Here is a 20824-nt window from a genome sequence, read left to right as displayed (position 1 = left end):
GTTTCTAGTCGTCGCTAGAAAGCGCCGCATACCAGGCGACGCCCTCGCTATCCGTCTCGCGTCCGATACGCCCTCGGCGGATCAGGCAGTTGAGGTGCGCCAGGGCCTCGCCGGTGGCCATGCCCAGCAGATCCGGCCCGATCGGACGCGCGAACAGCGCGCCGAAGGTGTCGACAACGCGCTTGGGCTCGGCGAGCTTCTTCTCCAACCGGGCAAGACCCCGCTCGTGCCCCGAGATCAGGCCGTCGATCCGCGTATGCAGCCCCTCGAAGGGATCATTGTGAGCCGGCAGCACGATCACGTCGTCCGGCACCGTCGCCTTGACCTTGGCCAGCGAGCGTAGCCAGTCGCTCAGCGGATCGGCGTCCGGTTCGGTGGGGAACACCGAGACGTTGGACGAAATCCGCGGCAGCACCTGGTCGCCCGAGATCAGCAGGTTCAGCTCGGGACACCAGAGACAGGCATGGTCAGGCGAGTGGCCTTGCCCGGTCACGACGGTCCAGGTCCGTCCGCCGATCGTGAAGTCCTCGCTGTCGCTCAGGCGGCGATAGCTGTCGGGCAGGGCGTAGATCGCCTTACCGAAGCCGCCGAAGCGGGCCTTGTAGTTCTCGATCGCGTCCTCGTCCCAGCCGGCGGCGCGGAAGAACTTCACGCCGTCCTCGGGCGCCTCGCGGCCCGTATCGGCCACCAGCATCCGGCACTGGAAGTACTCCAGCCGGGTCATCCAGAGGCGGCAGTCGAACTTGCGGGTGATCCAGCCGGCCAGGCCGATGTGGTCGGGGTGCAGGTGGGTGACGATGACCCGGGTGATGGGCCGCCCGCCCAGCGCCCCGGCGAAGGCCGAGCGCCAAGCCTGGCTGGTCTCGCGCGTCTGCACGCCGGTGTCGACGACGGCCCAGCCGTCGCCATCCTCGATCGCCCAGACATTGATGAACTGCAGCGAGCCGCCCAGCGGCATGCGCAGCCACAGGACGCCCGGCGCGACCTCGACCGCCTCACCCGAACCCTGCTCGGGAGCGGTCTCGAACGGATAGACCAGGCGCGCCGCCTTCTTCGGCGCATCGGCCTCGTCCCTCGTTTCATCCTCGAACCCGTCGCGCATTCCGTCCCCTTCCCGCGGCGCTCGTTCGTCCGCCAACCCATTTTTTGCCCGCCGGGGCCGTCAAGATCATGCCTATGTCGGACGGTATCTTGACCCCCGATGCAAGCACGCGCTTATGTCCGCGCGAGGAATCCACCCAGGAGATGTTTCCCATGAGGCCTTTCGCGATCGGCCTGTCGGCCGCCCTCGCGGTCGCCATTCTTGTGCCGGCCGCCGTCATTTCGGCGCCGAAGGAAGAGAAGGGCAAGCCCGCCGCCATCGACGCCAAGGCGCGTGAAACCGGCATGAAGGAAGCCCCGGCCATTATCCAGGCCAGCGGCGCAGGCTGCACGGTTTCGGACGCTCGCTTCATCGGCGAGGACAAGAAGGCCGGCGCCAAGTACTACGAAGTCGCCTGTAACGAGGGCATGGGCTTCGCGGCCATCGCCAAGAAGGACGCCGCGCCGCAGGTCTACCCCTGTCTCGAGTCCAGCCAGCCCGGCCCTGACGGCAAGGTCGGCGGCCTGGCCTGCCTGCTGCCGGGCAACGCCAACTCGGGCGCTGGCCTGGCCCCCTACGTCAAGAAGGGCGGCGTGAACTGCGACATCGAGAACACCCGCGCCATCGGCTCGGGCGCCAAGAACTCGTACTTCGAAGTCGCTTGTAAGGGCGGCTCGGGCTACATCGTCCAAACCGTCTCGCCGATGAACATCAACGGCGAAGTCGCGGTGAACAGCTGCCTGCTCTACGAGGAAGGCGGCAATGTCAGCTGCAAGCTGACCAATCGCCAGACCCAGCTGAACGTCGTCGACACGCTGAACGGCGCGGCGGGCGTGAACTGCGCGATCAAGGACAAGCGTTACATCCTCAGCACCAAGAGCGACAACTACTTCGAAGTCGCCTGTCAGGACGGCAAGGGCTACGTCTACCAGCAGACGGCGGCCACCGGCGCCTTCGCCCGCGCGATCCCCTGCGCCCAGGCCGGCTTCGTCGGCGGCGGCTGCACCATGACCGACGCGGTCGCTGCGCAAACCGAGCAAGCCGGTTTCTACAGCAAGCTCGCGACCAAGGCGGGCTTCCCCTGCGACGTCGAGAAGTACGGCATGCTGCCGACCAACGACCCGAAGAAGGAAATCGTCGAGCTGAAGTGCAAGAACAGCGACGTGGGCGGCATCGCCGTGTTCACCGCGACCGACGGCAAGGTCTTTGACTGCGTCACGGCCGAGCTGAACGGCTACCGCTGCTCCTTCACCAAGAAGGACAATCAGTACGCTCGCCTGACCAAGGACCTGGTCGGCTTCAACAAGACCTCGTGCACCGTTTCGGACGCCCGCATCATCGGCGCGACCGATAGCGAGGGCTTCGTCGAAGTGGCCTGCTCGGACGGCCTGCCGGGCTGGGTGCTGGGCTATCCGCTCGGCGTCGCCAAGCCGGCCGCCAAGGAGTTCCTGTCCTGCGTCCAGGCCAAAGGCATCGGCGGCGGCTGCAAGCTGCCGACCAACAAGACCAAGAGCTGATCCCAGCTTCCAGGCTTGAATGAAGGAGGCCCGCCCGGAGCGATCCGGGCGGGCCTTTTCTTTTTCGACTAGCCCATCGCCGCTTCGATCAGCCTGGGTCCCGGCGCGGCCATCGCCCGGGCGAAGGCGTCGTCGAAGGCTTCGGCGGTCTCGGCGCGCTCGGCGCCCATGCCCAGGCCATGCGCCAGCGATACCCAGTCGATGCGCGGATCGCCGAGGTCCAGCAGCTTCGCGGCCGCCGGTCCCGCATTGCCCGCCCCCGTCCGGCCCAGCTCGATGCCGAGGATCCGGTAGGCGTGGTTGGCGAAGACCACGACGGTCACGTCCAGCTTCTCGCGCACGATCGTCCAGAGCCCCTGGACCGTGTACATGCCCGCGCCGTCGCCGGTGAGGGCCAGCACCTTGCGGTCGGGACAGGCCACCGCCGCGCCGATCGCCAGCGGGATGCCCTGGCCGATCGCGCCGCCGGTCAGGGACAGCCAGTCGTGAGCTCGGGCGGACCGGGTCTGGGTGAAGATCGGCAGGCCGGCCGTCACCGCGTCGTCCGAAATCGCCGTGTTGACCGGCATGTGGCGCGCCACCGAGGCCCCGATCGCCCAGGCGTCCAGCCGTCCCGCCGGCGCGGCGGGCGGGGCGTAGGCCTCGACCGGCCCCGCCGCCGGGGCGTCCAGAGCGTCGGCCAAAGCCGTCATCGCCGCCGCCGCATCGACCTCGCGGCCGCACAGGGTCTCGACCGAGCAGCCCTCGGGGGTCAGCACGCTGGGCCGATCCGGGTAGGCGAAGAAGGCGACGGGTCGCTGGGTCGAGACGAGGACCATCAGGTCGACGCCCTCGAGATCCTTGAGCGCCTGCTCGGCGAAATAGGGAAGCTTGTCGGGACGGAAGCGTCCTTCGCCCCGCGCCTGGCGGGCGGTGAAGGTGTCCGTCAGCACCCGGACGCCATGGGCGGCCAGCCGTCCCGCGGCCGCCAGCGCGGCCTCGCCGCAGGCGCCCGAGCCCAGCAGCAGCACGGGCGTCTTGGCGAAGCCCAGCGCCTTGGCCACCGTCGCGACGGCTGTCGGATCGGGCGCGGCGAAGGCGGGCGGCGTCACCACCGGCCCCTTCACGGTCGCTTCGTTCCAGGCCGCGTCGGCGGGCAGGATCAGGCAGGCGTTCCCGCCCGGCGTCCCATAGCTGGCGACGATCGCCTCGGCGGCCAGGGGCCCGACGCTATCGGCGCTCTCGGCCGACTTGACCCAGACCGAGTTGGGCGCGGCCAGGGCGGCGATGTCGCTGTTCAGCGGCGCGTCGAAGCCCCGGTGATAGGTGGCGTGGTCGCCGATGACGTTGACCACCGGGGTGAAGGCGCGGCGGGCGTTGTGCAGGTTGGCCGCGCCGTTGGCGTAGCCGGGCCCCAGGTGCAGCAGGGTGCAGGCGGGCTTGCCGGCCATGCGGCCATAGCCGTCGGCGGCGCCGGTCGCCACGCCTTCGAACAGGCACAGCACCGAGCGCATGCGCGGCTCGCGGTCCAGGGCCGAGACGAACTGCATCTCGCTGGTCCCGGGATTGGCGAAGCAGGCGGTGACGCCGTTGTCGGCCAGGGTGGTGATCAGGGCGTCCGCGCCGTTCATGGTCTTCTCCGTACCGTCGCCCATCCTTCCGACATTTCCGCCAAGTCACGCAACAGCATTGCGCGACCAAGCCGCGCCGGGGCATCGTGGTTCCCGCGAGCATCGCCGACAGGGCGAGCCGTGCTTGGGGGGAATGGAGCATGTCGAAGGCCGCATTGGCCCGTTGGGCGCTGATCGCGTCGATCATCGCGGGCGTCAGCTATATCGCCAGCTGGAGCCTGAAACTCTCGCTCCCGGCCGAGGTCGTCTGGAAGGGCGCGGGCGTCGGCCTGCTGGCCGTCCACGCCGCGCTGAAGGCGCGCTCGACCGACGGCTGGCTGCTGACGGCGGTCATGGCGCTGGGCGCGCTGGGTGACGTGCTGCTGGTGACCTCGGGTCTCACGATCGGGGCCCTGGCCTTCCTGGCCGGCCACGTGACGGCGATCGCGCTCTACGCCCGCAACCGGCGGAAGGCCTCGACCCCGGCCCTGCTGGCGGCCGTCGTTTTCATCCCCGTGGTGGTCGGGATCGCCTTCCACCTGCCCGCCGACCGGGCCGGCGCGCCGGGCGTGGCGCTGTACGCGACGGGTCTTTCCGCGATGGCCGTCTCGGCCTGGCTGAGCCGTTTTCCGCGCGAACGGGCGGCGCTGGGGGCGCTGATGTTCGTGGTCTCCGACCTCCTGATCTTCGCCCGCGGCGGCCTGCTGCCGGAAAGCTTCGCGACCGGGCTGGCGGTCTGGGGGCTGTATTACGCGGGGCAGCTCATGATCTGCGTAAGCGTCTCCCGCGCCCTCGAACCTAGAAGCGCATGACCCCCGCATCCGGCGCCTCCGCGAACAGCCGCTCCAGCTCGGTCGGACGGCGTTCGCGGGCCAGGGCCTGGTTGATGTAGCCCTTGTCGGTCAGCTCGCCGCTGGCCGCGTCGGGCGCGCCGTCCAGGATCAGAGCCCTCGTGATCCGGCCCGTGCCGCCCTTGGCCTGCTGGTTATAGGCCGCCAGCCGCTCGGCGATCGCCGCCCGCACCGCCGCTTCGTCGCCCAGCCGCCCGCAGGCCTTGGCGTCGAGGAACAGCATCAGCCCGATCCCCTCGCGGCCTTCGCCGCAGACTATGGCGTCGGTGACGAGGCCGCCCAGCGCCGAGACCGCCGCCACCCGCAGCGCCCCGGCCGCGACGAAGGCGCCGCTGGCCAGCTTGAAGTTCTCCACGAGGCGCCCGTCGAAGACCAGGCCCGCCGAGGGCTCCTGCGGATCGGCCAGCCGCGCCGCGTCGCCCAGGCGGTAGAAGCCGTCCTCGTCGAAGGCCTGGGCCGTGGCCTCGGGCTGATCGAGATAGCCCGGCGAGACCTGCGGCCCCTTCACGCGGATTTCGAACTTGCCGCCCTCGCCATCTTTCGTTCCTGGGGCCGGGACCAGCTTCACGGCCGTCCCCGGCGTCGGCAGGCCGACCATGCCCGAGCGGGCGTTCAGCCAGTGGATGTTGCAGGCGGTCGGCCCGGTCTCGGTCGCGCCATAGCCGGCCGCGAAGGTGACCCGCTCGCCGACCGTGTTCACCGCCACGGCCTGGACGCGGTCGAGGATCGACTGGGCCATGGACGCGCCGCCGTACTGCAGCACGCGGACCTTCTCGAAGAACTTCGCCGCCAGGGCCTCGTCGCGCTCCAGCTCGCCGATCAGCATGCCCCAGCCGGCCGGGACCATGTTGTGATAGGTCGTGGCCACTTCGCGCAGGTTCCGCACCGTCTCGTCAAAGCGGCCCGGGACTGGCTGGCCGCCGTCGATATAGAGCGTCCCGCCCCGGTGCAGCACCATGTGCAGGATGGCGTTGGCGCCCAGGCTGTGGCTCCAGGGCGCGGAATTGACCAGCACCGGCGGCTCGGGATCGGCGTAGCAAGCCTCGATCTGGGCGGCGTTCAGGGCGATGTTGGCGTGGGTGCAGACCACCGCCTTGGGCTTGCCAGTCGAGCCTGAGGTCAGCAGCAGCTTGGCCACATCGTCCGGCTGGGCGACCGGGGCGCGGGGCGCGCTCTTGAGCAAGGCCTCGAAGGCGACGTCGCCGGGGCGGGCGTTACGGCTGACGATCACGGGCAGGCCGGCCAGAAACGGCGCGGCCAGGGCCTCGTTGAACGCCTCGGCGTCGTCGGCGTAGACGGCGGCGGGCTTCAGCCGCTCGACCGCGTGCGCCAGGCGCGTCAGGTCCGCGCCCTTCAGACCGTACTGCGGCGAGACCGGCGCGGCCGGCGCGCCCAGGCTCATGGCGGCGTAGGCGATCAGGGCGTGGTCGATTCCGTTGCGGGCCAGGATCAGCAGCGGCTGGCCACGCTGAAGGCCAAGACCCGCCAGGCCCCCGGTCAGGGCCTCGATCCGGTCCTTCGCCTCGGCATAGGTGATCGTTCGCCAGCCGTCGGCGCCGGAGATCCGCTCGGCCAGCCAGACCCGGTCCGGCGCCTCGGCGGCCCACCGCGCGAGCGGCTCGGTCGTGGTCCGCACCGCATCTGAATAGGGCGTGGGGTTGCGCAGGATCAGCGTCTCGTCCCGCCGCTCCACGTCCAGCGCGCGGGGCGCGTAGCGGGCGTCGCGGAAGGGGGCGGTGTCGGGCGCGGTCATGCCGTCAGTTATGTCGCGGGTCATACGGGCGTTCAATTGGCGCGCACGACTTCGCCGCTTCACGCGATCGCTCGCTGAAGGGATAGAAGGGACGCGGAGCGCCGGACATCCGTCCGGAGGTTTGAAGTGTGTGTACCGTTTCGACGAAGCCAGACGCTCCGCGCGGCCGTTATCCGGTGAGCCCTCGACCCGCGGGGTTTTAACCCGCTTCCGAAAGAAGCCCCCGACGGGCGGGCCGGGGCGACGACCCCGGTCCCGGAACGCCCGGGCGATTTCAGCCCGGACCTGCCGCGTCGCCTATGCCTTCGCCGCCAGGGCTTCGTCCCGATATTTCAGGGAGCCTGCTCCTGGATCCGCCGCGAAGACGCCTTCCCGAAAGAAGACCGGCGAGCGCTTCCCGCTCGACCACCCCCGACAGCCGTCACGATCGCCGGCCGGACGTCCCTTCCAAGCCATCGGGTGAGATCAGTATGGAATGGGTTTCAACGCGGATGATCCAGCGGCGTGTAAAAGTGAGAAGTGATTGAAATCGTTCGGTTCGATTCCGGATACGCGGATCATAGAGCGCCGCGAACGCTCTTAAAATCCTCCCCCTAGCGGGGGAGGTGTCGGCGAAGCCGACGGAGGGGGAAGTTCTGTTGAACTTGCCTCTCCCCCTCCGGTCCTTCGCCCCCCTCCCCCACAGGGGGAGGAGAAGCCTTTCTCCCACTCGACATTTTTCGGCGTCCGCTGTCGAATCCGTCCGAGCCGGCGCGTCTCTGGGGTCGAAGCGCCGCGATGGTCGCGGGCTCGACGGGAGATGACAATGCAATACGCCCTGCTGATCTTCGAAGACGAAAACGCCTTCCGCGACACCCATGGCCGCGCCTGGGAGGATATCCTGGCCGCCCATGGGGCCTTCGCCGGCGAGCTGGCGGCCAAGGGAATTCTGAAGGGCGGCGCCGGCCTCAAGACCAGCGACACCGCCACCACCGCCCGCAAGACGGGAGGCCAGTACGCCCTGCACGACGGCCCCTACGCCGAAGCGCGCGAGCAACTGGGCGGCTTCTACATCGTCGAGGCGGCCAGCCTGGACGAGGCCCTGGCCTTGGCCAAGCGCGTGCCGCTGGCCGGCGACGGCTCGGTCGAGGTGCGGCCGCTGATCGACGAGGACTAGGCCTGGCCCCGCTGGACCAGACCTTTCGGGAGACCGGGGGCCGGATCGTCGCCGCCCTGGCGGCCGCGTTCCGCGACCTCGACATCGCCGAAGAGGCCTTCGCCGACGCCTGCGCCAAGGCCGCGGAGGTCTGGCCGACGGCCCCGCCGCTGGATCCCGCCGCCTGGCTTTACGCCGCCGCGCGGCGGCGCGCTCTGGATATGATCCGCAGACGGAGTGTTCGACACAGACTGGCTCCGGACGCGCCCGAGCCGGAGCCTTCGATCGAGGCCCAACTGGCGTCCGACGCCCGCCTGATCCCCGACGAGCGCCTGCGCCTGATCTTCGTCTGCTGTCACCCGGCCGTCGCGCCGGAAGCCCGCGCGGCTCTCACCCTGCGTCTGGTCTGCGGGCTGTCGGCGCAGGAGATCGCGCGGGCGTTCCTGGTCTCCGAGCCGGCCATGCTGCAGCGCCTGACGCGGGCCAAGCGCAAGATCGCCGAGGCCGGCGTATCGTTCGAGGTTCCCGGCCCCGAGGCCTGGCCCGAGCGCTTGGCCGCCGTGCTCACGACCCTGGAGGTCGCCTACGCCCGCGCCCACGAGGACGCGGCCGGCGCAGGGCCGCACGCCGGGTTCGCCCAGGAGATGCTGGGCCTGACCACCGTGCTGGTCGAGCTCTTGCCGCGGGAGCAGGACGCCTTGGCCTTCGCGGCGCTGGTGCGCTACGCCGAGGCCCGCCGCCCCGCGCGGCTCGATCCCGAGGGGACGATGGTCCCGCTGGACCGACAGGATCCGGCGAAGTGGCGCGACGACCTGATCGCCGAGGGCGAGGCCTTGCTGCGCCGCGCGGGAAGCCTGGGACCGCCCGGCCCGATCCCGTTGCGCGCCGCCCTGCATAGCGCCTGGTGCGCGCGGCGAACGCTGGATGAGCCGCCGCCCTGGCCGGCGATCCTGTCGCTGTACGACGCCCTGCTGAGTTTCGGCGATGACCCCTTCGTGCGGGTCAATCGCGTGGTGGCGCTCGCCGAGGTCTGCGGTCCGGCGGCGGCGCTGGCCGAGCTGGAGGCGCTGGATGCGGCGCGCCTGGCGGGGTTCCAGCCCCTTCACGCCGTGCGCGCGGACCTGTTGGCGCGGTTGGGACGGCGAGAGGAAGCGCTGGAGGCCTATGATCAGGCCCTGGCGCTGGGTCCGGCCGAAGCCGAACGGCGCTGGTTGATCCGTAGGCGGATGGAAACCGCGCTAGAGGGGTGAGCGCCCCCTCCGTCACGATGCGTATCCGCATCGCGACACCTCCCCCGCTTCGCGAGGGAGGAAGACGTCGCCTCCTCACCCGTGAAACGGGGGAGGTGGATCGGCGCCGATAGGCGGCGAGACGGAGGGGGCGTCCCTACCCCGCCAGCGTCTCCAGGAACCGCACCGGCTCGCCGCGGCCTTCGGCGATCACCTCGTCGTCGCGCATGACCACGATCCCGCGCACGATCGTCGCCTTGGGCCAGGCCTTGGCCTCGAAGCCGTCGAACGGGGTCCAGCCCGAGCGGGTGGCCATCCAGTCGTGGGTGATCGTTCGCTTGGCCTTCATGTCGACGATGGTGAAGTCGGCGTCGAAGCCCTCGGCAATGCGGCCCTTGTCGGCCAGGCCGAAGATGCGGTTCACGCCGTGGCTGGTGAGATCGACGAAGCGCTCCAGCGAGAGCTTTCCGTCGACCACGTGGGTCAGCATGATCGGGACCAGGGTCTGGACGCCCGGCATGCCCGACGGCGAGGCCGGATAGGGACGCGCCTTCTCCTCGCGGGTGTGCGGGGCGTGGTCGCTGCCCAGGACGTCGGCGACGCCGGTGTCGACCCCGCGCCAGATGCCGGCCACGTGGTCGGCGGAGCGGATCGGCGGGTTCATCTGGGCGAAGCCCTTCAGGCGCTCATAGGCCTCGGGCGCGACCAGGGTCAGGTGCTGGGGCGTGACCTCTACCGAGGCGACGTCCTTGTTCTGCGCCAGGAAGTCGATCTCTTCCTTGGTCGTCACGTGCAGCACGTGGATGCGCTTGCCGAGGCTCTTGGCGATGCGGACCAGGCGGTGGGTCGACTGCAGGGCGGCCTGGGCGTCGCGCACCTCCGGGTGGCTGGTCCAGTCGCCGGGGCGGGCCAGGCTGCGGCGCTCGGCCAGGCGGTACTCGTCCTCGGAGTGGAAGGCCGCGCGGCGGTTGACGTGGCGCAGCACGTTCTCGACGCCCTCGTCGTCCTGCACCAAGAGGCTGCCGGTCGAGGCGCCCATGAACACCTTGATGCCGCAGCAGCCCGGCAGGCGCTCCAGCTCACCCAGGAAGGCGGCGTTCTCGTGCGTGCCGCCGACATAGAAGGCGTGGTCGGTGTGCATCCGGCCCTTGGCGCGCGAGAGCTTGTCGGCCAGGGCGTCCGGATCGGTCGTGGTCGGCTCGGTGTTGGGCATCTCGAAGACGGCGGTGACGCCGCCCAGGGCCGCGCCGCGCGAGCCGCTTTCCAGGTCTTCCTTCCATTCCAGCCCCGGCTCGCGGAAGTGGACCTGGCTGTCGATGACGCCCGGCAGGACCGTCAGGCCCGTCGCGTCGAACACCTCGCCGGCGCTGGCCTGGGAGAGGTCGCCGATCGCGACGATCTTGCCGCCGCGCACGCCGATGTCGGTAAAGCCCCGGCCGGCGTGGTTCACCACCTCGCCGCCACGCACGATCAGGTCGAAGGTCTGGGTCATGGGGCGGCTCCTCGCGAAGGTTTGCGGCGATCTAGGACCGCCCCGCGCCCGAGGCAACCCGGAACTAGCCGGCGTCGCGCTTGACGGTCCGCTTCTTGGCGGTCTTCACGGCCGGCGCCGCGGGCGGGCTGTCGACGGCGACGTCCTCGATGGGTTCGCCCCAGGGGGAAGTCTCCGGCTCGGCCGTCTCGACCACCGCCTCGACTAGCGGCTCCGGCGGCGAGACCTCGGCGGGCGTCGCCACACGCGTCAGAAGCTCTTTGGCCGCCCGGACCACGGTGGTCACCGGCAGGTCGCTCATGTGGCGGATGGCCTGGGACAGATCCGGATCGACGGCCAGGAACTGCTGGAAGGTGCGCGGGCCGCGCACGGCGACGGTCTTGTCGCCCCAGGGCCCGTATCGACGCTCGTCCGACGGGCCGAACAGCCCGACGGTCGGGCAGCCGGCCGCGGCGGCGATGTGCATCAGCCCCGAGTCGTTGCCGATGAACAGGCTGGCCCGCTTCAGGCAGGCATAGGCGGTCAGCAGATCGACCTTGCCGGTCAGGTCGATGGTGCGGCCGCGGGCCGAGGCCATCCGCAGCTCCTCGACCATGCGAGTGTCTTCCGGCCCGCCCAGGATCAGCAGCCGGCCGCCCGCCAGCGGTCCGTCCTTGTCGAGCAGTTTGGCGGCGGTCTGGGCGAAGCGCTCGATCGGCCAGACCTTGCCGATCCAGTTTGCGGCGGGGCCGACAGCCAGGATCGGTCCGCCGCCCTGCCCGCCATTCCGCCCGAGCAGCTCATCGGCGAGGGCCTCGACCTCGGGCGTGATGTAGAGATAGGGCGCGGGCGGCTCGCCCTCGAGCTTCAGCACGCGGGCGGCGTCGACCACCTTGTGCACCGGCTCGCCGGGCGTCTTCTTCCAGATCGCCCGCTTGTCGCGGCGCAGGAAGAGGGCGGTGGCGCTGCCGCGCAGGTCGACGACCAGGCCCCACTTCTTGTGGCGCACCTGGTTCCAGAGCTTGAACCAGTGGCCCTTGCCCTTGCCCTTCTCCATCACGATCACCCGGTCGAGACCGGGCACGTGCGCGAAGAGCGGCGCGGCGAGAGGGCCGGCGACGATCGTGAAGCGCGCGTTGGGGATTTGATCAGAGAGAAGCTTGATCAGGCCGGACGAAAGCACCGCGTCACCGATGCGCGTCGCCGTGATGAAGAGAATCGGGAAGGCCCGCTGTGTCATCGGTCCATCTATAGGCCGGTCGGCGAGTCGGCGCATCCCACGTTAACACTTCAGCTTTCCACGATGTTCGGGACTGGCGCGAGCGTCGCCTCGGCGCCACATCTGCGGCATGAGCAGTCCCGTTGTCGCCCGCCTGACCTCCCGCGCCGTCATCGCCGTCTCCGGCCCCGACTGGCGAAGCTTCCTGCAGGGCCTGCTGACCCAGGACGTCGAGACCCTGGCCCCGGGCGAGCTGCGCTTTTCGGGTCTGCTGACGCCGCAGGGCAAGCTGCTCTACGACCTGTTCGTGGCGGGAACCGAGGACGGCGCCCTGCTGGACGTCCAGGCCGCCCATCGGGACGCGCTGCTGCAGCGCCTCTCCATGTATCGCCTGCGGGCCAAGGTGACGCTGGAGGCCAGCGACCGTCCCGTCTCGGCGGTGTTCGGCGGCGCGGTCGCCGGCCAAGGCCTCTACGCCGATCCCCGCCTGCCGGCGCTGGGCGCGCGCGCCTATGACGATCGCGCCGCCAACGCCGATGAAGACGCTTATGACGCCCATCGCCTGGCGCTCGGCGTCCCCGGCCCGGCCGACTGGGGCGAGGAGAAGACCTATCCGATCGAGGCCAATTTCGACCTGCTGGCCGGGATCGACTTCAAGAAGGGCTGCTTCGTCGGCCAGGAGACCACCAGCCGCATGAAGCGGCGCGGGACGATCAAGAACCGCATGCTGCCGATCACCTTCGACGGGCCCCCGCCGGCCTTCGGGGCCGAGGTGCTGGCGGGCGAGCTGCGGGCGGGCGAGGTGCTGGGCGGCCGCGACGGCCGGGCGCTGGCCTTGCTGCGCCTGGACCGCATCGACGGCGCCGACCTGACGGTCGATGGCCGACCGGTCGCCGTGGACCGGCCGGCCTGGACGCTCCTTTAGCGGCAGCGGCGGTAGCGGTCCGGCGACGCGCCGGGGCCGCCGCGCCAACCGGGGGGGTTCTCCCAGTTCGTGCCGGGTCCGCCGCGCGGCCCTGGCGGGTTGTTGTCATTGTCCAGCCAGCACCGGGCGGCCTGGTTCCACCAGCCATAGCGCGGGTGATAGTAGCCGTAGGCCGGGTGGTAGTAGTAGCCGCTGCGGTAGACGAACTCGATCCGCTGGCCACGCCAGTGGTAGTAGCGCCGGTCCGGCGAGGCGCCCGGACCGCCGCGCCAGCCGGGCGGGTTCTCCCAGTTCGTGCCGGGGCCGCCGCGCGGTCCAGGCGGATTGCCGTCATGGTCGTGGCGCTGGGCCAGCACCGGCGTCGCCACGGTCACGGCGCCCGCCATCGCGAGCACGGCCAAGGTCTTGAGGCGCTTCATCGGCGTCTCCTTCAGATGGTCTAGTCCCTCGGACGAGTGAACGCGGCGGTGCGGCCAATCCGTCGCGAGCGGTTGAATGTTCCTGAAAAGTTCTAGCCAGCCGCCGTCTTTATGCTAGCGTCACCGCATGACCGAACCGACCCGATGCACCTGGCGCGGCATGAACGGCGACCCGTTCTACGAGGCCTATCACGACAAGGAATGGGGCGTGCCCGAGTGGGACAGCCGCGCCCTGTGGGAGAAGCTGGTGCTGGACGGTTTCCAGGCCGGCCTGTCGTGGATCACCATCCTGCGCAAGCGCGAGGCCTTCCGCGCCGCCTTCGCCGGCTTTGATCCGGACAAGGTCGCCCGCTTCGACGAGACCGACCGGGCGCGGCTGATGGCCGACGCCGGCATCATCCGCTCGAACGGCAAGATCGACGCGGCCATCTCGGGCGCGCGGATCTATCTCGACATGCGCGAGCGCGGCGAGGACTTCTCGGACTTCCTGTGGGACATCGTCGGCGGCGCGCCAATCCAGAACGCCTGGCCCGACGGCTCGCAGGTCCCCGCCCAGACGCCCCTGGCCGTCGACATGGCCAAGGCGCTGAAGGCCAAGGGCTTCAAGTTCTGCGGGCCGGTGATCGTCTACGCCTTCATGCAGGCCACGGGCATGGTCAACGATCACTACGTGACGTGCTTCCGCCATGACGCGTGCAAGGCGCTGGGACACCGTCCCTGAGCCGAAGGCCGCGACACCGCCGTAGGCGCGCGCGGACATTCGCGTCTATGGTGCGCCCCAAGCCTAAACAGGCCCTAGGGGAGAGAAACGGTGAGGACCATGGCTAGAGCCTTCATGATCGGCGCGGCGGCCTTGATGCTGGCCGCGGCTTCAGGCGCCGCATCGGCTCAGACGAGCCCCGCGCCGGCGCCCGCTCAGAAGGACTTCGCCAGCGCGGCCGACGTCCAGGCGCAGCTGCGTCAGATGCTCGCCGAGATGAAGCCCGAGCAGGGGTTCATGTGGCGCCCCCTGGTCCGCGACGGCGCCAATGTGGCGGCGATCGAGATCTGGAAGAAGCCGGGCCGCCCGGCGGTTCACCCCGACCAGGCGGAATATGCGATCGTGCTGGAAGGCGCGGGCACGCTGCTCTCGGGCGGGACCATGGCCGATCCGAAGGTCACCAACCCCACCCTGGTCGAGGGCAGCCGGATCGAAGGGGGCGTGACCCGGCCCCTGGCCGCCGGCGACGTCATCCTGGTCCCGGCGGGCGTGCCCCACTGGTTCGGGATCACCGGCGAGCGACTGGTCCTGCTGGGGATCAAGCTGCCCGCCGGCAAGTGACGGATCGGGGCGGGCGTTCGTTTCGCGGCGCGCCGCCTTCAGGGATTGTTGAGGGTGGATTGTGGGCGCTCAAAACCCCTCTCTCATGGAGAGAGGGTTTCGCGCGCTTCCGACCAGGGTCGACGCCGCCCGCGACGCCAGCCTCGATGAACAGCAGCGCCAGGAGGGCGACGTCCGTCCCTCGGCCGGCAGGTGCGCGCCTCGCAAACAGAGACCGGCTCTAGGCCGCCGCCTCAGCGGCCTGGCCCTGGGCGTAGGCCGCCGACAGGCGTCGATAGGCGCTGGAGCCGAACGCCAGCAGCGTCACGATCACGCCGATCACCCCCGCCACGGTGAAGACCAGGGCGATGCCACGGTCGGGGCCGCGCCCGAACCAGTCGCCGATGGCCATCGCGCCGGCGCCATTCGTCATGAACGGGATCACGATGAACTGGGTCAGCGGCCCGATCAGAAAGGCCGTGAGCGGCGAGGCGGCCTGCTCGACGGACTGGGCGAAGCCGAACACCCGGCCCTGGCGCTCCAAAGGCACCACCTTCTGCAGCGTCGTCTGCTCGGCCGCCTCGGCGTAGGGGCCCAGCGCCATCCACACAAGACAGCCGAGCACCAGCAGCACGATGGACGGCTTCAGCGTAAAGACGCAGCAAGCCGCCCAGGCCCCCAGATTGACCAGCAGCAGGGTCCGCAGAGGGTTCGCCCCCAGCCCCGTGCGGCTGATGGCGATCCCGCTGGCGATGAAGGCCACCGATAGAGCTCCGAACAGCAGCCCCCAGGTCTGAACCGAGACCAGCGACAGGCCATAAGCGTCCAGCAGCGCCATGAACACGCCGCCCAGGAAATTGTTGAAGCAGGCGAAGAAGATCAGGGCGAACAGCCCCGGCACGGCGGCGATCACGCGGATCGTCCCGGCCAGATCGACGGTCCGGGGGGCGGCGGGCGCATCATGGGCGGGCGCGGCGCGCGGCTCGTCCACGGGCACGGTCACAAGGTCCGCCAGCGCGAGGGCGGTGAAGGCCAGGGCGAAGATCAGAGCGTACAGCATGCCGCCCCAGGCGACCAGGAACCCGCTGATCACCGACGTCACCAGGAAGCCGATCCCGCTGACCATGCCCACCAGGCCGTTGGCGCGGTCGCGACGATCCTCCGGGATCAGAAGGGTGACCAGCGTGGGCAGGGCGATCGTCCGCACGTTGCCGGCGATCACGCCCAGCATGGTCAAGCCGATCAGACCCCATAGCCACGGGCTGTCCACCCGGGCGAAGGCCCCGTCAGGCGCGGTGCGCTCGATCACGAACGCCAGCGCGTAGAAGACCAGCGAAACAAGACTGGATCCCAGCATCGCCGTCTTCTTGCGATGATGGTCGACCAGGCTTCCAAACCAGATGCCGCAGGCGGCGGTCAGCACCAGATAGAGGCCCGCGATCATGCCCGTGGCGAAGACCGACTTCGTCTCCAGATAGACGTAGAAGGTCACGGCGAACCACATCGTGAAGTTCGTGATGTTGGCGACCAGGTTGTTGGCCAGCAGGCGGTGGAACGGGGTCAAGACGGCGCCTCTCTGGAACGGATCGGGACCCTGCCAGCGGCCATCGACGAGCGCAATCGCCGCCCGAGACGCTGCTGACATCGGCTGACGCCGGCTGGCCCCTAGTCCGCCGCCGTCTCCACCAGCTCTTCCATGAACAGCGCCATCAGGGCCGATTGCGAGCGGACGCCGGCCTTGGCGTAGACGCGGGCCAACTGGGCGCGGACGGTGCCGGGGGCCGCGCCGCGCAGGGCGGCGATCTCGGCGACGTCGCAGCCCTTCAGCGCGAACAGGGCGACGTCCGCCTCGGCCGCCGTTAGCCGCCAGTCCGAAAAGCGCAGGCGGGCGAGGTCGGCGAGCGCGCCCTTGGCGGCGGCCACGGCCGCCTCGTCCTGGCGGGCGCGCAGAACCAGCCAGCGGACCTGGGCCGCGCCGAACAGCACGCCGGCCAGCAAGGCCAACGCCACGCCGCCCTCGGCCACGAGGTGCGAGCCCATCCCGGCGGCGCGCACGTCGCCGGTGAAATCGACCAGGAAGAACAGGGTGGCGGCGAGTTGAAGGATCACGACGACCGCGATCATCGTGATCCTGCGTTCCAGAGCGCGCCGCCGCTTGATCATGGGCCCTGACTTAGCGCCGCCCGGGAAGCATCGCCAAGACAATCCGCCGGCCGCTGCGCCGCGCCTCGAACACCACGCCGGCGATGTGCAGCAGGATCAGGACATAGAGCAGGTTGACGGCGGTCTCGTGGACCTCGGTCAGCGGCCCTTCCTCGTGCTCTTCGCCGCCCTCGCGGCCCTCCCCCTCCTCGTGCTCCTCGCGCTCGAGGCGCTCGGCGGTCGCGGCGGGCGGCGCGGCGCCTGGCTCGCCCCTCGGCTCGGCCGGCGCGCTGGCCATCAGCACGCCGGTGACGATGATGACCGCCAGCACGCTCCAGATCGCATAGACCATCAGCGCGCCCAGCGGATTGTGCGAGGCGTGCTCGCTACGCTTGCCCGCCGCGATCTCGCGGATATGCGCCAGAGCGCGGCCGGGGCTGGGCGGAAAGGCCGAGAAGCGCGCCTCGGCCGGTCCGATGACGCCCCAGATCAGGCGCAAGGCCAGCGTCCCGGCCAGGGCGTAGCCGACCCAGACGTGCGCGGAGGATCCTTCCTCGGTGATCAGGGCGTTGGCGAGGATCGCCGCCACGATGGTCCAGTGGGTCAGCTTGACCACCGGATCCCAGCGACGGGGCGAGGCGGTGGCGGTCGGCGTGGTCATGTCGGGGTCTCCCGTGCTGATGACGGGAGAAGACCTGCGGCGGGTCCGACGACACGACCATCGGCGGGCGGCTTACGCGGCCCGCCATAAGCCGCTGCTTACGACGCCCGCGCCTCGGAGACCTGGCAGGTCCAGCTATCCCAGGCGCCGGACGCCTGGCCGAGATTGATCGCGGCGAAGATCATCTTGCCGCCGGGCGGGATGGTCCCGGGCGCGACGGCCGAGACCGTTCCGGCCTTCGCGCGGCCTTTGGTCATCCGGCATGAGAGGCGCGGGTCTGAGATCGGCAGGCCTGAGACATTGGTGGCGCCGCCGGTCAGCAGCACATCGCCGGCCTTGTTCCGGAAGGCCTGAACGCCATCCAGGATCAAGAACTTTTCGGGATGCGCGCGGACCTGGACGGGGTCCGGCAAGGCGCGCACGGCGGGCGCGAGCCTGGGCCGCGGCGGCGGGGCCTCCGCCTTGGGACGCGACACCGCGATCAAGGCGCCGCCGCCCAGGAAGACCACCAGGAACACCGCCAGGGCGCGCCCGGAGGTCGCGACCACCGCCCAGCGGGCCTGGGGGCGAAACACGAAGAAGAAAGCCGCGACGGAGGCCAAAAGCCAAACAATGGGCAGGGCGCTGGTCACGAACCGCATCAACAAAGTCCCTTCAGGCCGCGCTTGGCCGGGTCTGGCATGGAGAGCGAGGCTCCGCGTCTTTTGCAAGCCCGAGCGCTCGCCTAAGCCTATTCTAGCGCTGGCTGACCCGCACCCAGTCGACTTCCATCGTCGCCGGCAAGGCCGCCTCGTCGACGCCCTTGGCGTTGGCGCCTTCGGGCCAGTTCCCGCCGAACGCCAGGTTGAGGATCAGGTGGAAGGGCCGGTCGAACGGGGCCGGGCCGGCCTCGGCGTCGTCGCGCTTCCAGTCCTGGGGCGTGACCCGCGCGTACTCCTGGCCGTCGACGAACCAGGCGATCGCCTCGGGCGTCCATTCGACGGCATAGACGTGGAAGCCGTCCGCCGAGGGCGGCATGACCGTGCTCCCGCCCGCCTGCCGGTGCGCGCCGGTCCCGTCGCCGGCGAAATGGATGGTCCCGAACACGCGGTTCTCGCGGCCGCCCTTGCACGCGTCGCCGACCGGCTCGCAGGGCGCCCCCAGGTTCACCGTCTCCAGGATGTCGATCTCGCCCGACCTCGGCCAGCCGCCGTAGGTCGACAGCTCCGGCATCATCCAGATCGCGGGCCACACGCCCTGGCCGCCGGGAACCCGCGCTCGCGCCTCGATCCGCCCGTACAGCCAGCTGGCCTTGCCCTGGGTGAGGATCTTTCCCGAGGCGTAGTCGCCGGTCTTCATGGGCCCCGTCGGGCCCGCCCAGGGGTTGGCCAACCCCTTGGTCTTGCGCTTGACCACCGTCAGGCGCAGCACGCCGTCCTTGACCGAGATGGTCTCGGGACTGGCGGCGTAGCACTGGCGCTCGTTGTTGCCCCCGCCGCCGCAGTCGGCGGCCGGGGTCCAGCGGGTCTCGTCCAGCCTGTCGCCGTCGAACTCGTCGGCCCAGACCTGTCGCCAGCCGTCCGTCTGGGCGAGGACGGCGGTCGGCGCGAGGACGACGAGGAGGGCCAGGATGGCGGCGGCGGTCGATCGGAAGGCGCGCATGCGGCCAGCCTAGTCCGGCCCGCCGGACATTCCCATCCCGCGCGAACCGGCCTAAAGACCGGATCATGCGGCCCGGACCCGACATGATGCTGGAGATGGCCTGCGGACAGGGGCCTGTCTGCGGGGTGGACGAGGCTGGGCGCGGGCCCTGGGCCGGTCCGGTCAGCGCCGCGGCGGTGATCCTGGATCCCGATCGGGTGCCCAAGGGCCTCAACGACTCCAAGAAGCTGACCGCCAAGGCCCGCGCGGCCCTGGAGGAGGAGATCAAGGCCGTCGCCATCGCCTGGTGCGTCGACATGGCCTCGATCGAGGAGATCGCCGAGTACAACATCCTGCACGCCACCGGCCGCGCCATGTGCCGGGCGATCGAGGGCCTGTCGGTGACCCCGGCCATCGCCCTGGTCGACGGCAACTACCGCTTCCCGCTGCCGTGCGAGATCAAGACGGTGGTCAAGGGCGACTCGCTGTCCTGCTCGATCGCCGCCGCCTCGATCCTGGCCAAGGAGGCGCGCGACCGGCTGATGATCGAGATGGACGCGGTCTATCCCGGCTACGGCTTCGCCAGCCACAAGGGCTATCACGCGCGGATCCACGTCGAAGGGCTGGTCAAGCTGGGCCCCTCGCCGATCCACCGCCTGGGCTGGGCCCCGGTCAAGGCCGCGCTGGCGGGCGAACTGAACCTGCAGCTGCCGTTCGAGGACGCGGCCGAGTAGCCCGTTTACGTCTCGCTAACCACGTCCATACACACCGCGTTTACTAGAAAGACTCATGATTCCGTTCTCTTTCTTGAGGACGCGGACATGACCTTCGGGCCGGAAACCATCATCCTGGGCGACTGCATCGAGCAGATGAACGCCCTGCCGGAGAAGTCGGTCGACCTGATCTTCGCGGATCCGCCCTACAATCTTCAGCTGGGCGGCGACCTGCTGCGTCCCGACAACTCCAAGGTCGACGCGGTCGACGACCATTGGGACCAGTTCGAGAGCTTCGCCGCCTACGACAAGTTCACCCGCGAGTGGCTGAAGGCCGCCCGCCGTGTTCTTAAGGATGATGGGGCGATCTGGGTGATCGGCAGCTACCACAACATCTTCCGCGTCGGCGTGGCGGTGCAGGACCTGGGCTTCTGGATCCTCAACGACATCGTCTGGCGCAAGTCCAACCCGATGCCCAACTTCAAGGGCACCCGCTTCGCCAACGCCCACGAGACCCTGATCTGGGCCTCCAAGAGCCAGAACGCCAAGCGCTACACCTTCAACTACGACGCCCTGAAGATGGCCAATGACGAGGTGCAGATGCGCTCGGACTGGACCATCCCGCTGTGCACCGGCGAGGAGCGCATCAAAGGGGCCGACGGCCAGAAGGCCCACCCGACCCAGAAGCCCGAAGCCCTGCTCTATCGGGTGATCCTGTCGACCACCAAGCCGGGCGATGTGATCCTGGATCCGTTCTTCGGCGTCGGCACCACGGGCGCGGCCGCCAAGCGCCTGGGCCGCAAGTTCATCGGCATCGAGCGCGAGGCCGAGTATCTGGGCCACGCCAAGGAGCGCATCGCCAAGGTCGTTCCAATCAACCCCCATGACCTTGAGGTCATGGGCTCCAAGCGCGCCGAGCCGCGCGTGCCGTTCGGCACGATCGTCGAGGCCGGCCTGCTGTCGCCCGGCGACACCCTCTACTGCGCCAAGGGCGAACGGGTCGCCAAGGTGCGTCCGGACGGCTCGATCACGGTCGGCGACCTCTCCGGCTCGATCCACAAGATCGGCGCCCTGGTCCAGAGCGCGCCGGCCTGCAACGGCTGGACCTACTGGCACTTCAAGACCGACGCGGGCCTGGCGCCGATCGACGTCCTGCGCGCCCAGGTCCGGGCGGGGATGAACTGAAGCATTTTCAGACG

At 69.9% G+C, this 20824-nt stretch carries 20 protein-coding genes; 9 read left to right on the top strand and 11 right to left on the bottom strand.

The window, feature by feature from the left end; genetic code table 11:
* Nucleotides 1–4: 4 nt before the first annotated feature.
* Nucleotides 5–1102: an MBL fold metallo-hydrolase gene (locus tag CSEG_RS01905; RefSeq protein WP_013077564.1), complete on the bottom strand. Its 1098-nt coding sequence runs from the start codon at nucleotides 1100–1102 to the stop codon at nucleotides 5–7.
* 143 nt (nucleotides 1103–1245) lie between these two features.
* Here CSEG_RS01905 and CSEG_RS01900 point away from each other — a divergent pair, with 143 nt between their 5' ends.
* Complete coding sequence (locus CSEG_RS01900; protein ID WP_083778340.1) at nucleotides 1246–2598, top strand: hypothetical protein; 1353 nt, start codon at nucleotides 1246–1248, stop codon at nucleotides 2596–2598.
* Nucleotides 2599–2666: 68 nt separating this feature from the next.
* Here the strand turns inward: CSEG_RS01900 and CSEG_RS01895 are convergent, their stop codons facing one another.
* Nucleotides 2667–4208, bottom strand: coding sequence for an acetolactate synthase large subunit (locus CSEG_RS01895; protein ID WP_013077562.1), 1542 nt, complete (start codon nucleotides 4206–4208; stop codon nucleotides 2667–2669).
* Nucleotides 4209–4348: 140 nt separating this feature from the next.
* Here CSEG_RS01895 and CSEG_RS01890 point away from each other — a divergent pair, with 140 nt between their 5' ends.
* Complete coding sequence (locus tag CSEG_RS01890; protein WP_013077561.1) at nucleotides 4349–4999, top strand: lysoplasmalogenase family protein; 651 nt, start codon at nucleotides 4349–4351, stop codon at nucleotides 4997–4999.
* Here CSEG_RS01890 and CSEG_RS01885 read toward each other — a convergent pair.
* Nucleotides 4986–6815 carry a feruloyl-CoA synthase gene (locus tag CSEG_RS01885; protein ID WP_013077560.1) on the bottom strand — a complete coding sequence of 610 codons (1830 nt, stop codon included), beginning with the start codon at nucleotides 6813–6815 and terminating at the stop codon, nucleotides 4986–4988. The genes CSEG_RS01890 and CSEG_RS01885 overlap by 14 nt on opposite strands.
* Nucleotides 6816–7596: 781 nt before the next feature.
* Between CSEG_RS01885 and CSEG_RS01880 the strand changes: the two genes are divergently transcribed.
* Together CSEG_RS01880 and CSEG_RS01875 are read left to right on the top strand one after the other, a co-directional pair.
* On the top strand, nucleotides 7597–7947 hold the full coding sequence (locus CSEG_RS01880) for a YciI family protein (RefSeq protein ID WP_013077559.1): 351 nt from the start codon (nucleotides 7597–7599) through the stop codon (nucleotides 7945–7947).
* 2 nt (nucleotides 7948–7949) lie between these two features.
* Nucleotides 7950–9176, top strand: a complete 1227-nt coding sequence (locus tag CSEG_RS01875) for an RNA polymerase sigma factor (RefSeq protein WP_013077558.1) — start codon at nucleotides 7950–7952, stop codon at nucleotides 9174–9176.
* Nucleotides 9177–9312: 136 nt separating this feature from the next.
* On the opposite strand, the gene CSEG_RS01870 is transcribed toward CSEG_RS01875, so the two are convergent.
* Complete coding sequence (locus CSEG_RS01870) at nucleotides 9313–10647, bottom strand: dihydroorotase (RefSeq protein ID WP_013077557.1); 1335 nt, start codon at nucleotides 10645–10647, stop codon at nucleotides 9313–9315.
* A gap of 64 nt (nucleotides 10648–10711) precedes the next feature.
* The gene (locus CSEG_RS01865; RefSeq protein ID WP_013077556.1) at nucleotides 10712–11866 is read right to left on the bottom strand and encodes a glycosyltransferase family 9 protein; all 1155 of its coding nucleotides are present in this window, start codon (nucleotides 11864–11866) and stop codon (nucleotides 10712–10714) included.
* A 109-nt stretch (nucleotides 11867–11975) separates the two neighbouring features.
* Between CSEG_RS01865 and ygfZ the strand changes: the two genes are divergently transcribed.
* On the top strand, nucleotides 11976–12770 hold the full coding sequence (ygfZ, locus tag CSEG_RS01860; protein WP_013077555.1) for a CAF17-like 4Fe-4S cluster assembly/insertion protein YgfZ: 795 nt from the start codon (nucleotides 11976–11978) through the stop codon (nucleotides 12768–12770).
* On the opposite strand, the gene CSEG_RS01855 is transcribed toward ygfZ, so the two are convergent.
* The gene (locus tag CSEG_RS01855) at nucleotides 12767–13189 is read right to left on the bottom strand and encodes a hypothetical protein (protein ID WP_013077554.1); all 423 of its coding nucleotides are present in this window, start codon (nucleotides 13187–13189) and stop codon (nucleotides 12767–12769) included. The genes ygfZ and CSEG_RS01855 overlap by 4 nt on opposite strands.
* A 127-nt stretch (nucleotides 13190–13316) precedes the next feature.
* Here CSEG_RS01855 and CSEG_RS01850 point away from each other — a divergent pair, with 127 nt between their 5' ends.
* Both CSEG_RS01850 and CSEG_RS01845 read left to right on the top strand, forming a co-directional pair.
* On the top strand, nucleotides 13317–13910 hold the full coding sequence (locus CSEG_RS01850) for a DNA-3-methyladenine glycosylase I (RefSeq protein ID WP_013077553.1): 594 nt from the start codon (nucleotides 13317–13319) through the stop codon (nucleotides 13908–13910).
* Between the two features lie 99 nt (nucleotides 13911–14009).
* Nucleotides 14010–14510, top strand: coding sequence for a cupin domain-containing protein (locus tag CSEG_RS01845; RefSeq protein WP_041538146.1), 501 nt, complete (start codon nucleotides 14010–14012; stop codon nucleotides 14508–14510).
* Between the two features lie 220 nt (nucleotides 14511–14730).
* On the opposite strand, the gene CSEG_RS01840 is transcribed toward CSEG_RS01845, so the two are convergent.
* From CSEG_RS01840 to CSEG_RS01820, 5 genes are all read right to left on the bottom strand, one after another.
* Entirely contained in the window at nucleotides 14731–15993 is a 1263-nt protein-coding gene (locus CSEG_RS01840) for an MFS transporter (RefSeq protein WP_227878911.1), read from the bottom strand.
* A 161-nt stretch (nucleotides 15994–16154) separates the two neighbouring features.
* Nucleotides 16155–16652 (bottom strand): helix-turn-helix transcriptional regulator, encoded by a 498-nt coding sequence (locus CSEG_RS01835; protein ID WP_041538145.1) that lies wholly within the window; start codon nucleotides 16650–16652, stop codon nucleotides 16155–16157.
* A 10-nt stretch (nucleotides 16653–16662) separates the two neighbouring features.
* The gene (locus tag CSEG_RS01830; protein WP_013077549.1) at nucleotides 16663–17292 is read right to left on the bottom strand and encodes a cytochrome b/b6 domain-containing protein; all 630 of its coding nucleotides are present in this window, start codon (nucleotides 17290–17292) and stop codon (nucleotides 16663–16665) included.
* A 98-nt stretch (nucleotides 17293–17390) separates the two neighbouring features.
* Nucleotides 17391–17933: a hypothetical protein gene (locus CSEG_RS01825; protein ID WP_013077548.1), complete on the bottom strand. Its 543-nt coding sequence runs from the start codon at nucleotides 17931–17933 to the stop codon at nucleotides 17391–17393.
* 94 nt (nucleotides 17934–18027) lie between these two features.
* A complete protein-coding gene (locus CSEG_RS01820) occupies nucleotides 18028–18933 on the bottom strand; it encodes a glycoside hydrolase family 16 protein (protein ID WP_013077547.1) in 906 nt (301 codons plus the stop codon).
* Nucleotides 18934–18998: 65 nt separating this feature from the next.
* Here CSEG_RS01820 and CSEG_RS01815 point away from each other — a divergent pair, with 65 nt between their 5' ends.
* Entirely contained in the window at nucleotides 18999–19646 is a 648-nt protein-coding gene (locus tag CSEG_RS01815) for a ribonuclease HII (protein ID WP_041538144.1), read from the top strand.
* 87 nt (nucleotides 19647–19733) lie between these two features.
* Nucleotides 19734–20810 (top strand): site-specific DNA-methyltransferase, encoded by a 1077-nt coding sequence (locus tag CSEG_RS01810; protein WP_013077545.1) that lies wholly within the window; start codon nucleotides 19734–19736, stop codon nucleotides 20808–20810.
* Nucleotides 20811–20824 lie beyond the last annotated feature (14 nt).

It is taken from the genome of Caulobacter segnis ATCC 21756 (genome assembly GCF_000092285.1).
In the GTDB taxonomy this organism is placed as follows: Bacteria; Pseudomonadota; Alphaproteobacteria; order Caulobacterales; family Caulobacteraceae; genus Caulobacter; species Caulobacter segnis.
This window is presented reverse-complemented; position numbering and strand designations above follow the sequence as displayed.